The sequence below is a fragment of the Streptomyces sp. RK9 genome (assembly GCF_045070545.1).
Taxonomy (GTDB): Bacteria; Actinomycetota; Actinomycetes; order Streptomycetales; family Streptomycetaceae; genus Streptomyces; species Streptomyces alboflavus.
In genome coordinates, this window is record NZ_CP173703.1 from 2,592,260 (window position 1) to 2,606,771 (window position 14,512).

Below are 14,512 nucleotides of genomic sequence, written 5' to 3' on the forward strand. Positions count from 1 at the left end.
TTCAGCATATCGAACGCCCCTGGTGAGTGGCAGCAGATCCGACGCACGGCGAGCGGCTCGTGACATCCGGGCCGCGGACACCGGCCCGCACGGCAACCCCTGGAGGAACCCGCGGTGGCAGCAGCACCAGTCTGGAGTGTGGACCCCCGAACCGGGAAGCGGCGCGCGCAGGTCGCCGCCGAGGCCACCGCGCGGGACGTGGACCACGCCGTCACGGCCGCGCACGCGGCGCGCGCCGCGCTGGCCGACCGCACCGCACGCGCGGCCTTCCTGCGCACCGCGGCCGACCTCCTGGACGCGGCCCAGGACGACCTGGTCGCGACCGCGGACGCCGAGACGGCCCTCGGCACCGCCCGCCTCACCGGCGAACTGGCCCGCACCCGCTACCAGTTGCGGGCCTTCGCGGACCTCGTCGACGAGGGCGCCTACCTCGGCGTCGTCATCGACCACCCCGACGGCGCCGCCACACCCCCCGTCCCCGACCTGCGCCGCTACAAGATCCCGCTCGGCGTCGTCGCCGTCTACGCCGCCTCCAACTTCCCCTTCGCCTTCTCCGTGCCCGGCGGCGACACCGCCAGCGCCCTCGCCGCGGGCTGCCCCGTCGTCGTCAAGGCGCACCCCGACCACCCCGACACCTCCGAGCGCGTCGCCGCCGTCCTGCGCGCGGCCGCCGGGCGCCACGGGCTGCCCGAGGCCGTCGTCGGCCTGGTGCACGGCTTCGAGGCGGGCGTCGACCTGGTCCGCCACCCGCTGGTCGCGGCGGCGGGCTTCACCGGTTCGGTACGCGGCGGGCGCGCCCTGTTCGACGCGGCGGCCGCGCGCCCCGTGCCGATCCCCTTCCACGGCGAGCTCGGCTCCCTCAACCCGGTCGTCGTCACCGAGGCCGCCGCCGCCGAGCGCGGCGAGCAGATCGGCACCGGCCTCGCGGGCTCCATGACCCTCGGCGTCGGTCAGTTCTGCGTGAAGCCCGGCCTGGTCCTCACCCCCGAGGGCGCGGGCGGCGACCGCCTCCTGAAGTCCCTGACGGAGGCCGTCGGCGCCACCGACGCCGGGGTACTCCTCGACCACCGCATGCGCGACAACTTCGTCGCCGGGGTCGTCGAGCGCGCCCAACTGCCCGACGTGAGCGCCCCGGTGGCGCCCGGAGCGGCCGACGAGCACACCGTCACCGCCGGGTTCCTCACCGTCCCGGCCGCCCGCCTCGCCGCCGAGGGCCCGCACGACCTGCTCCTGGAGGAGTGCTTCGGCCCCGTCACCGTCGTCGCCCGGTACACGGACGACGCCGAGATCACCGCGGTGCTCGCCCGGCTCCCCGGCAACCTCACCGCGACCGTGCACCTGTCCGCGGAGGAGGCCGCGGGCGACCCGGCCGCCGACGGCCGCGGCACCCGGCTCCTGGCCGAACTGACCCCGCTGGCCGGACGCGTCCTCGTCGACGGCTGGCCCACCGGCGTCGCCGTCGCCCCCGCCCAGCAGCACGGCGGCCCCTACCCCGCCACCACCAGCACCTCCACGTCCGTCGGCGGCACCGCCGTCGAGCGCTGGCTGCGCCCCGTCGCGTACCAGAACACCCCCGAGGCGCTCCTGCCGCCGGAACTCCACGACGACAATCCCCTCGGTCTGCCGCGCCGCTACGACGGCCGCCTGGAACACTGACGGCATGAACGCCAAGCAGACCGGAAGCCTCACCCTGCCCGAACTCCCCTTCCCCTTGCGGCCGTACGGCCCCGAGGGCGACTGGAGCTACGAGAACGGCGCCCTCACCGGCTGGGCGGGACCCCGCCAGGACCGCTTCGTGCCGCCCACCGGCGAGGCCCTCGACCCGGCGTCCGACGCGCCGCGGCTGCTCGGAGCGCCCGAGGGGGACTTCCAGCTGATCGCCCGCGTCACCGTCGGCTTCGCCGCCGCCTTCGACGCGGGCGTGCTCTACCTGCACGTGGGGGAGCGGGAGTGGGCCAAGCTCTGCTTCGAGCGCTCCCCGGACCGCCCCACCATCTGCACGGTGGTCACCCGGGGCCGCTCCGACGACGCCAACGCCTTCGTCGTGGACGGCTCCAGCGTCTGGCTGCGGATCAGCCGCACGGGCACGGCGTTCGCCTTCCACGCCTCGACGGACGGCGAGCACTGGACGTTCGTGCGCATCTTCCAGCTCGGTGACGCGGAGGCCGCCGCCGCGGCGCTCGTCGGCTTCCTCGCGCAGTCGCCGCAGGGCGAGGGGTGCGTGGTGACGTTCGAGGAGATCGAGTTCCGCCCGAACTGGCCGAAGGGCCTGCGCGACGGCTCCTGAGCCGGTCCGGTCCCGCCGTCAGAGCGTGACGCGCGTCCCCGTCGCGGCGGCCCGCCCGATCGCGTCGAGCAGCCGCTGGCGCCGGGCGGCGTGCGCGAAGTCCGGCACGGTGCGGGTGCCTTCGCGCAGGTCGCGCTCGATGCGGGCGTACTGGACCCCGACGTTGTACGCGGGCTCCGCACGCAGCCCGTCCAGCTCGGGGACGTCGAAGTACCGCCCGGGTACGGGCAGTTCGGCGAGGTGGGCGTCCGCGCCGCGGGCGCCCCGCACCGTCAGCCGGGCCTGCTGCAGATGCCCGTGGTCCCCGGTCACGACCAGGTCGCCGTCCGTGCCGTTGATCTCCCAGTGGAAGTCGGTGCCGCGCGAGAGCCCACCCCGGAAGTGCACGGAGGCGACGGCGCCGGAGGCGAGCCGCCCGGTGACCGCGACCTGGTCCTCGACGGTCATCGGGACGGCGCGCCCGCTGCCCTCCTCCCGTACGACCGGCCGCCGGGTCGCCGTCGTCGCCGACACCTCCGTGAACTCGCCGAGCACCAGGGCCAGCGCGTCCACGGTGTGGCCGAACGGGATGGTGAGCATCGTGCCGCCGTTGCCCTTGTCCAGGAGGTAGGCGCCGCCCGGCTCGAAGGTCGGGCCCCAGCGGCGGCCGGACGCGACGAGGCTCGTGGACAGGACCTCGCCGACGTAGCCGTCGGCGACGAGGTCGCGCAGGTGCCGCACGGCGGGCGCCGAACGCGCCTGCAACCCGGTGAAGGTCCGCACCCCGGCGCGGGCCGCCGCCGCGGCCAGCTCCTCGGCCTCCACCACGCCGTTGCCCAGCGGCCACTCCGACAGGACGTGCTTCCCGGCCGCGAGCGCCGCCAGGATCACCTCCCGGTGCCGGGGCACGCGGACGCTCACCACGACCAGGTCCACCGCCGGGTCCGCGGCCAGCTCGGCGGCACCGGCGTGGGCGCGGTCGATCCCGTACTTCTCGCCCGCGGCGCGGGCCGACTCCGGTGTCGACGCGGCCAGGGCGCGCAGGGCGTAGCCGGGGAGGCGGGTGAGGGCGGGGAGGTGGGAGTGGGGGGCCCAGCCGGAGCGGGCGGAGAGGCCGACGACGCCGACGCCGACGGCGGGGTTCCCGGTGTTCTCGATCATGCCCGGACCGTACGGCCCGGGCCCTGATCACCCGCAAGGGCACCAACTATATTCTGGAAACCATGACAGCTCAGAGCCGTTTCACGCCGCCCTCCGCGGCCGCGGAGCACCGGCACGACATCTACGGCCTGCTGTGCCCCGGCCGGGAGATCTTCGAACTGCTGGCCACCAAGTGGGTGGGCCTCGCGATCACCGCCCTGGAGGACGGCCCCCACCGCTTCGGTGAACTCCGCACCCGCCTGGAGGGCGTCAGCCCCAAGGTCCTCACCCAGACCCTCCGCCGCCTGGAGGACCACGGCCTGGTCCACCGCACGGTCTTCGCGGAGGTCCCACCCCGCGTGGAGTACGAGCTGACGCCCCTCGGCCGGGGCGCACTGGAGCCCTTGGCCCACCTCCGCACGTGGATCCGCACGAACACCCACCGCTTCGGGCCCCATCCGGGGTGACCGCGGCCCGCACAGGTGCCCTCGACCGGGGCTGTGCCCACCCGTGCCGCCCCTGGCGGCCCAGCTGCCCACAGGGCAGGGGGCGGACGGCATGCAGACGCCGGACGGCTGACCGTGGCACAGGCGGCCAGAAGCCTGCGTCCGACTGGAAACGGGCGGGCGGGGTGGGAGATCCGCCGCGAAGCGGCGAAAAGACGGACGGCCCGCAGTCGCCGAACGACCGGACCTGGCACAGGCGGCCAGGAGCCCGCGGTGGGCTGGAAACGGGTGGGCGGGGTGGGAGAGGATCCGGCGCGGAGCGGCGGGAATGGGGGAGGCCGGACCAGGGTTGCACCAGACGCGGAGGACGTCTCCGTTTCGTACGACCCGAGGAAGAACCACATGCGCGTCGAGATCTGGAGCGACATCGCCTGCCCCTGGTGCTACGTGGGCAAGGCCCGCTTCGAGAAGGCCCTCGAGGCCTTCCCGCACCAGGACGCCGTAGAAGTGATCCACCGCTCCTTCGAGCTGGACCCGAACCGCCCGAAGGGCGACACGGCCGCCGTGATCCCGATGCTGGCGCAGAAGTACGGCATGACCGAGGACCAGGCGAAGGACGCCGAACGCCGCCTCGGCGACAACGCGGCGGCCGAGGGCCTCGCGTACCGCACCGAGGGCCGCGACCACGGCAACACCTTCGACATGCACCGCCTCCTGCACTTCGCGAAGGAGAAGGGCGGCCAGGACACCCAGGACCGCCTCATCGGCGCGTTCTACCGCGCCAACTTCGCCGAGGAGCGCTCGGTCTTCGACGACGACGAGCGCCTGATCGCCCTCGCCGCCGACGCGGGCCTCGACGCGGACGCGGCGCGCGCGGTCCTCGCCGACCCCGACGCGTACGCCGAAGCGGTCCGCGCCGACGAGCGCGAGGCGGCCGAGCTCGGTGCGAACGGCGTGCCGTTCTTCGTCCTCGACCGGAAGTTCGGCGTCTCCGGCGCCCAGCCCGCGGAGGTCTTCACGCAGGCGCTGGAGCAGGCGTGGGAGGCCCGCTCACCGCTGACGGTGCTCGCAGAGGGCCCGTCGAACGGCACCGACGGCACCGACGGCGACGCCTGCGGCCCCGACGGCTGCGCGGTGCCGGGCGCCTGACCCGATCCGACCGGAGCCGGCAGGGCGCCGACCCGCACTGGCCGTCGCCCCGCGCCGGACGGCATCCCCCCTGGTCAAAGCCCATGAGTAAGCGTCGCTAAGCGGTACGGGTCAGGCATCCGCAATGGACCGGGCCCGGTCGAGGCGGCACAGTGACCCCATGGAGACTTCCGGCCAGGGCCCCGTCCAGACCGTCCAGACCGCTTCGAGTCCCGCCACGACACCGGCGGCCTTCGAGAAGCTCGTACGCTCCGAGTTCACTCCCCGCACCACCTACCTGAACAGCGCGAGCACCGGCCTCCTGCCGGGCCGCGCCGTCCGGGCCATGCACGAGGCGGCCCTGTCCGTGGCGGAGGGCCGCCCCGCCGACATGTTCGCGGACGTGGAGGCGGCCCGCGCCGCCTTCGCGCGCCTGGTCGGGGTGGCGCCGAGCCGGGTCGCGGCGGGCGCGTCCGTCGCCGTGTACAGCGGCCTGGTCGCCGCCTCGCTGCCCGCGGGCGCCGAAGTCCTCACCGCCGACGGCGACTTCAGCTCGACGGTGAACCCCTTCCACATGCGCGCCGACCTCAAGGTCCGCGCCGTCCCGCTGGAGCGGATCGCGGAGTCCGTGCGCCCGGGCACCGCCCTGGTCGCGGTGTCGGCGGCGCAGTCGGCGGACGGCCGGATCGCCGACCTGCCCGCGCTGCGCGCCGCGACCCGCGCGCACGGCGCCCGCCTCTACCTGGACGCCTCGCAGGCCACGGGCTGGCTCGACCTCGTCGAGCACATCGCCGACGTGGACTTCCTGTCGTCGGTGGCCTTCAAGTGGCTCACGTGCCCGCGGGGCGTGGCGTTCTTCGTGGTCCCCGACGGCCCCGAGGACCCCGACGCCCCCGGGGCCTTCGGCGGGGTGCCCGCGCTGCTCGCGGGCTGGGTCGCGGGCGAGCACCCCTGGGACAGCTGCTACGGCCCGGTCACCGAACTCGCCCGCTCCGCGCGGCGGTTCGACGAGAGCCCGAGCCTGTTCGCGTACGCGGGCGCGCGGCACGCCCTCGCCGTGATCGAGGAGCTGGGCGTGGCCGCGATCCGCGCCCACGACCTGGCGCTCGCGGACCGCTTCCGCGCCGGACTCGCGGAGCGCGGTCACGAGCCGGTGGCGTCGCCGGGCTCGCCCATCGTGTCCGTACCCGGACTCGGCGTCCGCCAGGCGGAGTTGAGCGCGGCGGGCATCGAGGTGTCGGACCGCGCGGGCCAGCTGCGGGCGGCCTTCCACCTGTACAACACGGAGGCCGACGTGGACCGGCTCCTGGAGGCTCTCGGCGCGAGCTGAGGAGCAGGCGCGAGCTGAAAGGCCGGGGCGGGCTGAGGGGCCGGGGCGGGCTGAGGAGCAGGGGCGGGCCGCACGGCCGAGGCCGCGCCGCCCCGGCAGGCCCTGGCCCGTCCTACCTGCGCAGCGCCGCCCGCCGCGCCTCCTCCGGGCAGTCCGCCGTCTCCACGCAGAGGTTGGTCTCGACCCGGCCGAGCAGCCGGGCCAGCTCCGCGCGCTCGGCGGGGTCGAGCCCGGCGAGGGTGTGGTCCTCCAACTCGCCCCAGGAGCGCCGCACTTCGGTGAGCAGCCCGCAGCTGGAGTCGGTCGCCTCGACGAGCACGGCCCGGCGGTCGTCCGGGTCGGGCCGCCGCCGCACGTGCCCGGCCTGCTCCAGGCGCTGGAGCATCTTGGTGACCGTCGACGGGTCGAGGTCGAGGGTCTTGATGAGGTCGGACTGGCGTACCGGGCCCGCGTCCCACAGGTGCATCATCACGAATTCCTGGCCGGGGTAGAGGCCGAGGCCCTTCAGGAGCTTGCCCGCCACGATCCGGTGCAGCCGGGCCACCCGGCTGATCGTCATGCTGACCGGCCCGTCCTGGGCGGCCAGCGGCAGCCGCTCCCTACACGCGGGGTCGGCCTGTGCGGCCCCCGCCGTCCCTGTGTCGGCCTTCATCGCAGCTCCTGCCCTTCACCGGCCCGGCCCTGTCCGCCGTCGCCATCCTCCACCAGTGTCGTCCTGGTTCCCCTCCGAGATTAACTTGGTCGGCCAAGGAATGCGCTACAGTGGCTCTCGGTTGAATTACTTGGCCGACCAATCTTCGTACGCCCTGGAGCTGTGATGACCACCGCATTCGACCCGATCGACCTGCACGGCGTGTCCCTCACCAACCGCATCGCCCTGGCGCCGATGACCCGCAGCCGGGCGGGCGCGGGCGGTGTCCCCACCGACCTCGTCGTCGAGTACTACGCCCAGCGCGCCAGTGCCGGCCTGGTGATCACCGAGGGCGTACAGCCCTCCGCGGTGGGCCAGGGCTACCCGGACACCCCGGGGCTGCACAGCGCCGAGCAGGTCGAGGGCTGGCGCAAGGTCACCGACGCGGTGCACGCCAAGGGCGGCCGGATCTTCGCCCAGATCATGCACGCGGGCCGCATCGGCCACCCCTCACTGCTCCCGGACGGCCTGATCAACGTCGGCCCCTCGCCGATCGCCGCGGCCGGGCAGGTCTACACGCACGAGGGACCGAAGGACTTCATCACGCCCCGCGAGCTGTCCGGCGACGAGGTGCGCGCCACCATCGGCGAGTTCGTCGAGGCCGCCCGCAACGCGATCGACGCGGGCTTCGACGGCGTCGAGCTGCACGGCGCCAACGGCTATCTGATCCACCAGTTCCTCGCGCCGGGCTCCAACCAGCGCACCGACGAGTGGGGCGGATCCCCGGAGAAGCGCATCCGCTTCGCCGTCGAGGTGTCCCGGGCCGTCGCCGCCGAGATCGGCGCCGCGCGCACGGCCATCCGCCTCTCGCCCGGCAACGAGCTGAACGGCATCCACGAGCCCGACCCGGACGAGGCCTACATCGCCCTCGCGAAGGAGCTCGGCGCCCTGAACCTGGCGTACGTGCACGTCATGGAGGTCGGCCCGATCCGGGACCTGGTCCAGCGGGTGCGCAAGGAGTTCGGGGGCGTGTTCATCCTGAATCCCTCGACCGAGGAGCCCACCGGGCCCGACGACCTGGGTCTGATCGAGGACGGCACCGCCGACATCGTGTCCTTCGGCGCCCTCTTCCTCGCCAACCCGGACCTGCCCGCGCGCCTGAAGGCGGGCGGCCCGTACAACACGCCCGACAAGGCGACGTTCTTCGGCGGCGACGCCACGGGCTACACGGACTACCCGGCGCTGCCGACGGCGTGACCGTCCGCGAGAAGCCGTGACGGCGGTGGCCCGGCACCCAAGAGGTGCCGGGCCACCGCCGTCAGCTGTGCGTCAGAACGCGTCAGGGCACGTCAGAACGCGTCAGGACGTCACCCCACCGGCGTGAAGTCCCGCGCCCCGATGTACTCGGGCCGCCGCACCGGCGCCGCGAACGGCTCGACCGCGGTGTTCTCCACGCTGTTGAAGACGAGGAAGACGTTCGAGCGCGGGTAGGGCGTGATGTTGTCGCCGGAGCCGTGCATGGCGTTGCAGTCGAACCAGGTCGCCGAGCCCGCCTCGCCGGTGAACAACCGGATGCCGTACTCCCCGGCGAGCTTGGTCAGCGCCTCGTCGGACGGCGTGCCCGCGTCCTGCATCTGCAGGGACTTCTTGTAGTTGTCCCGCGGCGTCTCGCCCGCGCAGCCGAGGAACGTCCGGTGCGAGCCGGGCATGATCATGAGCCCGCCGTTGGTGTCGTGGTTCTTGGTGAGCGCGATCGACACCGACACGGTCCGCATGTTCGCGAGGCCGTCCTCCGCGTGCCAGGTCTCGAAGTCCGAGTGCCAGTAGAAGCCCGACGCCCCGAAGCCCGGCTTGACGTTGATCCGGGACTGGTGGACGTACACGTCGGAGCCGAGGATCTGGCGCGCCCTGTCGACCACGCGCGGGTCGGCGGCGAGGCGGGCGAAGACCTCGCTGATCCGGTGCACCTCGAAGATGGACCGGACCTCCTGGGAGCGCGGCTCGACGATGGAGCGCTCGTTCGCGCGCATCGCCGGGTCGTTCACGAGCCGCTCCAACTCGGCGTGGTACTCCGTGACTTCCGCGGGAGTGAGCAGTTGCTCGACGGCCCGGAAGCCGTCACGTTCGAACCCCGCCAGGTCCTCGCCGGTGAAGGGCCCCGGCGTACCCGGCGCGGACCACACCACGGGGTCCTTGCGCTCGATGAGGACCTCTTCGGCGCCTCGGGTCGGGTACAGGTCGGCGGTGCGTCCGGGTGCGGTGGTCATGGTGTTGCCTGCCTCTCCTCTCTCGTACGGCCCTGTGCGGGATGCCCTTGCCGCGCGCTGCGGTTCAGACCGTCTCCGGCTCCGTGAGCAGCGGGTACACGCCGTTCTCGTCGTGGTCCTCGCGGCCCGTCACCGGCGGGTTGAACACGCACAGGCAGCGGAAGTCCTTCTTGATGCGCATCGTGTGCTTCTCGTGCCCGTCGAGCAGATACATCGTTCCCGGCGTGATGGTGAACTTCTCGCCGGTCTCGTCGTTGGTCAGCTCGGCCTCGCCCTCGGTGCAGACGACGGCCTCGATGTGGTTGGCGTACCACATGGACGTCTCCGTGCCGGCGTAGAGCACGGTCTCGTGCAGCGAGAAGCCGACGCGCTCCTTGGCGAGCACGATGCGCTTGCTCTCCCAGGTGCCCGATGCGGCCTTGACGTGCCGGTCGGTGCCTTCAATGTCCTTGAACGAGCGGACGATCACGGTGAGTCGTTTCCTTGTCTGTGCGTGCGGTGTGCGTGTTCAGGCGGTCTCGCGGACCGCGCGGGCGAGGGTGCGCAGGCCCTCGTCGAGTTCCTCGGCCGTGATGGTGAGGGCCGGGAGGAGCTTGACGACCTCGCTCTCGGGTCCTGAGGTCTCGATGAGCAGGCCGAGTTCGAAGGCGCGCTTGGCGATGGCGCCGGCGCGCGGCTTGTCGCGGAACTCGATGCCCCAGACCAGGCCGCGGCCGCGGTACTCCGCGATGGCGTCGCCGTTCTCGTCGGCGATCGCGACCAGGGCCTGCTCGATCTGCTCGCCGCGGGCCTGGGTCTGCTTCTCCATGGCCGAGCCGTCGGCCCAGTACGTCTCCAGGGCGGCGGCGGCCGTGACGAACGCCGGGTTGTTGCCGCGGAAGGTGCCGTTGTGCTCGCCCGGCTCCCACACGTCCAGCTCCGGCTTGAACAGGCACAGCGACATGGGCAGGCCGTAGCCGCTGATGGACTTGGACACCGTCACGATGTCCGGCACGATGCCCGCCTCCTCGAAGGAGAAGAACGCGCCGGTGCGGCCGCAGCCCATCTGGATGTCGTCGACGATCAGGAGCATGTCCTGGCGGCGGCACAGGTCGGCGAGCGAGCGCAGCCACTCGGCGCGCGCGACATTGATGCCGCCCTCGCCCTGCACGGTCTCCACGATCACCGCGGCGGGCTTGTTCAGGCCCGAGCCCTGGTCCTCCAGGAGCCGCTCGAACCAGAGGAAGTCCGGCATCGAGTCGTCGAGGTAGTGGTCGAAGGGCATCGGCGTGCCGTGCACCAGCGGGATGCCCGCGCCCGCCCGTTTGAAGGCATTGCCGGTCACCGCGAGCGAGCCCAGCGACATGCCGTGGAAGGCGTTCGTGAAGGACACGATCGACTCGCGGCCCTTGACCTTGCGGGCCAGCTTCAGCGCGGACTCCACCGCGTTGGTGCCCGTCGGGCCCGGGAACATGACCTTGTACGGCAGGTCGCGCGGGCGCAGGATCAGGTTCTGGAACGACTCCAGGAACGCGCGCTTCGCGGTCGTCGACATGTCGAGGCCGTGCGTGACGCCGTCGCGCTCCAGGTAGTCGATGAGAGCGCGTTTGAGGACCGGGTTGTTGTGGCCGTAGTTGAGCGAGCCGGCCCCCGCGAAGAAGTCGAGGTACTCATGACCGTCCTCGTCGAACATGCGGCTGCCCTGCGCGCGGTCGAAGACAGTGGGCCAACCGCGGCAGTAGCTGCGCACCTCCGACTCCAGGGTCTCGAAGACGCTCAGGTCGGGCTGGGTGATGGTCACAGCGGATCTCCTGGGAGATGGATTGATCGTGAGGGGTTCTGAGTGGACTGGGATCGTGCCGGGGGCATGTGACGGTGCGTCAGGCCTCCGGCGGCGCGGCTGCCGGCCGGTCAGCGGAACAGTGGGGCGATGTCGTACAGGACCTCGGGCTCGTGCCCGCCGTCGTCGCCGGGAAACAGGGCCGCGTCGAACAGCACGGTCCGCTCGACGCGGGCGCCGTGGCGCTTCGCGAACGAGGTGAACAGGCGCTCGGAGGCGGTGTTGCCCGGCGAGATGGTCGTCTCCAGGGCGTCGAACCCGGGGCGGGCGGCGACCTTCGCGGCGAGCCCGTCGAGCAGCGCACCGGCGAGGCCCCGGCCACGCTGCGCGTGGTCGACGGCCACCTGCCAGACCACCAGGGTGCGCGGCTTGTCGGGGCGGATGTAGCCGGTGATGAACCCGACGGGCTCGCCGCCCGAGTCCCTGGCCACGGCGGATGTCGCCGCGAAGTCGCGGCACCACAGCAGGTAGCTGTACGAGGAGTTCAGGTCGAGGACCTTCGAGTCGCGGGCGATCCGCCAGATCGCGGCGCCGTCGGCGACGTCGGGGCTGTCGAGCCGCAGGCCCTCGGGCATTTCTCGGAATTTCGCTTGCAGGTCGGTCGGTAGATCGGCTTGTGCAGCGGTCATGCGGATTGAATTTACCGAGCAATTTCTGGGATTGCATCGGGGGAAGGGGTTACGCGCGGCGCTTCCATGTGTTATCACGCAGGCGCGGGCGCCCGCATGAGCGGCCGAGGTTTTGTGGCGGTATGGCCGGATTTATATCCGACATAACGGGCCCTCTGTGGAGTGCGTCACAGCGGCGTAACCGTGGGGAGACGTGCCCGAATTACGGCGGTTGGCGCTGGCGAAACCTTAGTGTTTAGGCTCCCGGAAAGCGGGCAGAAGAATACGGGAAGCTGCACTCATAAAGAATTCATGAAAGCGCACGGGGAAATTGCCCTGGAGCGCTTTATCGCAGTGCGGCGATTCACTTTCTGGCAGGTGCCGGACAGGCCGCCCCCGTCGTGGCGCGGCGGGTAGGCAAAGCCTGTCCGGCGATTGAGGACGAGGCGCGGAGCGCCGATGCGGCGCTCACCCAGGCCTAGGCCCAGGCGAGGGTGACCGCACGCCGCCCGGCCTCCAGATCCACGGCGAGCCCGACCTCGCCCAGTGCCGCACCGAGCGCCGCCAGCGACGCGTGCACCACACCGCGCGTCGCGTCCGGGCCGTAGTGGTTGACACGGATCATCTCCTTGGCCAGCGCGCCCCCGCCCGCCACCAGCGGCAGCACCGGGTCGGCCGCCAGCGCCCGCGCGACCAGGTCGGAGGCGTCCACGCCCCGCGGCGCCCGCAGCGTCGTCGCGACCGGCGCGGCGTCCGCGGCCTCGTACACGTACGGCTCCAGGCCGCCGCCGAGCGCGAGGGCGCCCGCGCGCGTCGCCGCCGCCGCCGTCGCGTGCCGTCCCATCAGCGCGGCAAGGCCCTCCGCCTCGATGCGCTCCACGCACGCCTCCAGGGCCAGCATCTCCAGCTGCGCCGGGGCGTGCAGGAGCGCCTTGCGGCCGCCGTCGATCCAGCGCTCCTTCCAGTCGAGGAGGGAGAGGTACGAGCGGCGCGGGGCCTCGGGGTTGGCGGCCATGCGCTGCCAGGCGCGCTCGCTCACCGACACCGCCGACACACCCGCCGGGCCGCCCATCGCCTTCTGCGCGCCGATCACGCACAGGTCCACGCCCCACGCGTCCGGGAGCAGCGGCTCGGCGGCCACCGACGCCACCGCGTCGAGCATGAACAGCGCGCCGTGCGCCCGTACGACCTCCCCGATCTCCGCCACCGGGTTGGTGTTGCCGGTCGCCGCCTCCGCGTGCACCAGGGACACGAAGTCGATGTCCGGGTGCTCCGCGAGGGCCGCCTCGACCTGCGCGGCCGTCACGGCGGTGTGGAACGGCACCGCGAGGTCGACGACGCTCGCGCCGCAGTCCCGCAGCCAGTTCCCGAAGGTCTGCCCGTACGGACCGGTGATCACGTTCAGGGCCTTCGTGCCGGGGCGGGCGGCGCCCCGGATGCAGCCCTCCAGGGGCAGCAGCGCCTCGCCCTGCATGATCACGACGTCCTGCTCGGTGTCCAGGAGCCGGGCCACCCGGTCCTCGATGGCGGCGAAGTGCGCGGCGCCGAGCGGCGCCAGGTCAAGGAAGGGGTGGGTCACGCTGCTGCTCGCTTCGGTAACGGGGTCTGTACGGCGGGTCGGTGAGGCGGCCGCGGGGCTCGGCCCCCGGTCTCTCGCCGTCGAGCGTACCCACCGCCCCCGTCAGCCCTGTCGCCTCCCACGCTGCTGTCTAAGCTGACGCACATGAGCGAACGCGCGGTGCTGCACGTGAAGGGGCGGGTGCTCGTAGGGCCCGACGACGTACGCGACGAGCTGTGGGTGGTCGGCGGACGGGTGACCTACCGGCGGCCCGCCGCCGGGGACGTGCTCACCGTCCGGGGCTGGGCGCTGCCCGGCCTCGTCGACGCGCACTGCCACGTCGGCCTCGACGCCCACGGGCCCGTCGCGCCGGACGTCGCCGAGAAGCAGGCCCTCACCGACCGCGACGCGGGCACCCTGCTCCTGCGCGACGCGGGCTCGCCCTCCGACACCCGCTGGATCGACGACCGCGAGGACCTGCCGAAGATCATCCGGGCCGGGCGGCACATCGCGCGCACCCGGCGCTACATCCGCAACTACGCCCATGAGATCGAGCCCGACGACCTCGTCGCGTACGTCGCCCGCGAGGCGCGGCGCGGCGACGGGTGGGTCAAGCTCGTCGGCGACTGGATCGACCGTGACGCCGGGGACCTCACCGCCTGCTGGCCGCGCGGTGCCGTCGAGGCCGCCATCGCCGAGGCCCACCGGCTCGGGGCCCGGGTCACCGCCCACTGCTTCGCCGAGGACTCCCTCCGGGATCTCGTCGAGGCCGGCATCGACTGCGTCGAGCACGCCACCGGGCTCACCGAGGACACCATCCCCCTCTTCGCCTCCCGCGGCGTCGCCATCGTGCCCACCCTCGTCAACATCGCGACCTTCCCGCAGCTCGCCGACGGCGGCGAGGCGAAGTTCCCCCGCTGGTCCGCCCATATGCGGCGGCTCCACGCCCGGCGCTACGACACCGTCCGCGCCGCCTACGACGCCGGTGTCCCCGTCTACGCCGGCACCGACGCCGGCGGGGCCCTCGCCCACGGCCTCATCGCCGGGGAGGTCGCCGAGCTCACCAAGGCCGGGATCCCGGCCGTCGAGGCGCTGTCCTCCGCCGTGTGGCGTGCCCGTTCCTGGCTGGGGCGCCCCGGGCTCGTCGAGGGTGCTCCGGCGGACCTCGTCGTGTACGCGGAGGACCCCCGCGCGGACGTCCGGGTCCTCGCGGCGCCTTCGGCGGTGGTGGTGAACGGGCGGGTGGTGGCCTGACCCTCGCGGTGCGCCCCGGTCCCGCCCCTTTCCCGAAACCGGGGCTGCGCCCCTGGACCCCGGGG

Annotated in this window: 14 protein-coding genes; 7 read left to right on the forward strand and 7 right to left on the reverse strand. The window is 73.0% G+C overall.

What is annotated here, in order from left to right; translation table 11 throughout:
* The first annotated feature begins 114 nt into the window (after positions 1–114).
* Together AB6L24_RS10465 and AB6L24_RS10470 are read left to right on the forward strand one after the other, a co-directional pair.
* On the forward strand, positions 115–1,656 hold the full coding sequence (locus tag AB6L24_RS10465; protein ID WP_405654473.1) for an aldehyde dehydrogenase (NADP(+)): 1,542 nt from the start codon (positions 115–117) through the stop codon (positions 1,654–1,656).
* Between the two features lie 4 nt (positions 1,657–1,660).
* On the forward strand, positions 1,661–2,287 hold the full coding sequence (locus AB6L24_RS10470; protein ID WP_380851204.1) for a DUF1349 domain-containing protein: 627 nt from the start codon (positions 1,661–1,663) through the stop codon (positions 2,285–2,287).
* Positions 2,288–2,305: 18 nt separating this feature from the next.
* Here AB6L24_RS10470 and AB6L24_RS10475 read toward each other — a convergent pair whose 3' ends face one another.
* A complete protein-coding gene (locus tag AB6L24_RS10475) occupies positions 2,306–3,427 on the reverse strand; it encodes a Gfo/Idh/MocA family protein (protein WP_405654476.1) in 1,122 nt (373 codons plus the stop codon).
* Between the two features lie 62 nt (positions 3,428–3,489).
* Between AB6L24_RS10475 and AB6L24_RS10480 the strand changes: the two genes are divergently transcribed.
* The 3 genes from AB6L24_RS10480 to AB6L24_RS10490 all read left to right on the forward strand — a co-directional run bounded on the left by AB6L24_RS10480 (position 3,490) and on the right by AB6L24_RS10490 (position 6,310).
* Positions 3,490–3,873 (forward strand): winged helix-turn-helix transcriptional regulator, encoded by a 384-nt coding sequence (locus AB6L24_RS10480; protein WP_405654479.1) that lies wholly within the window; start codon positions 3,490–3,492, stop codon positions 3,871–3,873.
* A 381-nt stretch (positions 3,874–4,254) separates the two neighbouring features.
* Positions 4,255–5,001 carry a DsbA family oxidoreductase gene (locus tag AB6L24_RS10485; protein ID WP_405654482.1) on the forward strand — a complete coding sequence of 249 codons (747 nt, stop codon included), beginning with the start codon at positions 4,255–4,257 and terminating at the stop codon, positions 4,999–5,001.
* A 124-nt stretch (positions 5,002–5,125) separates the two neighbouring features.
* Positions 5,126–6,310: an aminotransferase class V-fold PLP-dependent enzyme gene (locus tag AB6L24_RS10490; RefSeq protein ID WP_405654485.1), complete on the forward strand. Its 1,185-nt coding sequence runs from the start codon at positions 5,126–5,128 to the stop codon at positions 6,308–6,310.
* Between the two features lie 112 nt (positions 6,311–6,422).
* Here AB6L24_RS10490 and AB6L24_RS10495 read toward each other — a convergent pair whose 3' ends face one another.
* Entirely contained in the window at positions 6,423–6,962 is a 540-nt protein-coding gene (locus AB6L24_RS10495) for a MarR family winged helix-turn-helix transcriptional regulator (RefSeq protein ID WP_405654488.1), read from the reverse strand.
* A 165-nt stretch (positions 6,963–7,127) separates the two neighbouring features.
* Between AB6L24_RS10495 and AB6L24_RS10500 the strand changes: the two genes are divergently transcribed.
* Complete coding sequence (locus AB6L24_RS10500) at positions 7,128–8,198, forward strand: alkene reductase (protein ID WP_405654491.1); 1,071 nt, start codon at positions 7,128–7,130, stop codon at positions 8,196–8,198.
* 110 nt (positions 8,199–8,308) lie between these two features.
* Here the strand turns inward: AB6L24_RS10500 and thpD are convergent, their stop codons facing one another.
* The 5 genes from thpD to AB6L24_RS10525 form a co-directional block, all read right to left on the reverse strand.
* Positions 8,309–9,208: an ectoine hydroxylase gene (gene thpD / locus AB6L24_RS10505; protein ID WP_405654494.1), complete on the reverse strand. Its 900-nt coding sequence runs from the start codon at positions 9,206–9,208 to the stop codon at positions 8,309–8,311.
* Positions 9,209–9,272: 64 nt separating this feature from the next.
* Positions 9,273–9,677 (reverse strand): ectoine synthase, encoded by a 405-nt coding sequence (locus AB6L24_RS10510; protein WP_030358882.1) that lies wholly within the window; start codon positions 9,675–9,677, stop codon positions 9,273–9,275.
* Positions 9,678–9,716: 39 nt separating this feature from the next.
* Positions 9,717–10,988, reverse strand: coding sequence for a diaminobutyrate--2-oxoglutarate transaminase (ectB, locus tag AB6L24_RS10515; protein ID WP_405654496.1), 1,272 nt, complete (start codon positions 10,986–10,988; stop codon positions 9,717–9,719).
* 110 nt (positions 10,989–11,098) lie between these two features.
* Complete coding sequence (gene ectA / locus AB6L24_RS10520) at positions 11,099–11,656, reverse strand: diaminobutyrate acetyltransferase (protein WP_405654498.1); 558 nt, start codon at positions 11,654–11,656, stop codon at positions 11,099–11,101.
* Positions 11,657–12,113: 457 nt separating this feature from the next.
* Entirely contained in the window at positions 12,114–13,214 is a 1,101-nt protein-coding gene (locus AB6L24_RS10525) for a pyridoxal-phosphate-dependent aminotransferase family protein (RefSeq protein WP_405654500.1), read from the reverse strand.
* A 144-nt stretch (positions 13,215–13,358) separates the two neighbouring features.
* Here AB6L24_RS10525 and AB6L24_RS10530 point away from each other — a divergent pair, with 144 nt between their 5' ends.
* Positions 13,359–14,447: an amidohydrolase family protein gene (locus AB6L24_RS10530; protein ID WP_405654501.1), complete on the forward strand. Its 1,089-nt coding sequence runs from the start codon at positions 13,359–13,361 to the stop codon at positions 14,445–14,447.
* Positions 14,448–14,512: the final 65 nt, after the last annotated feature.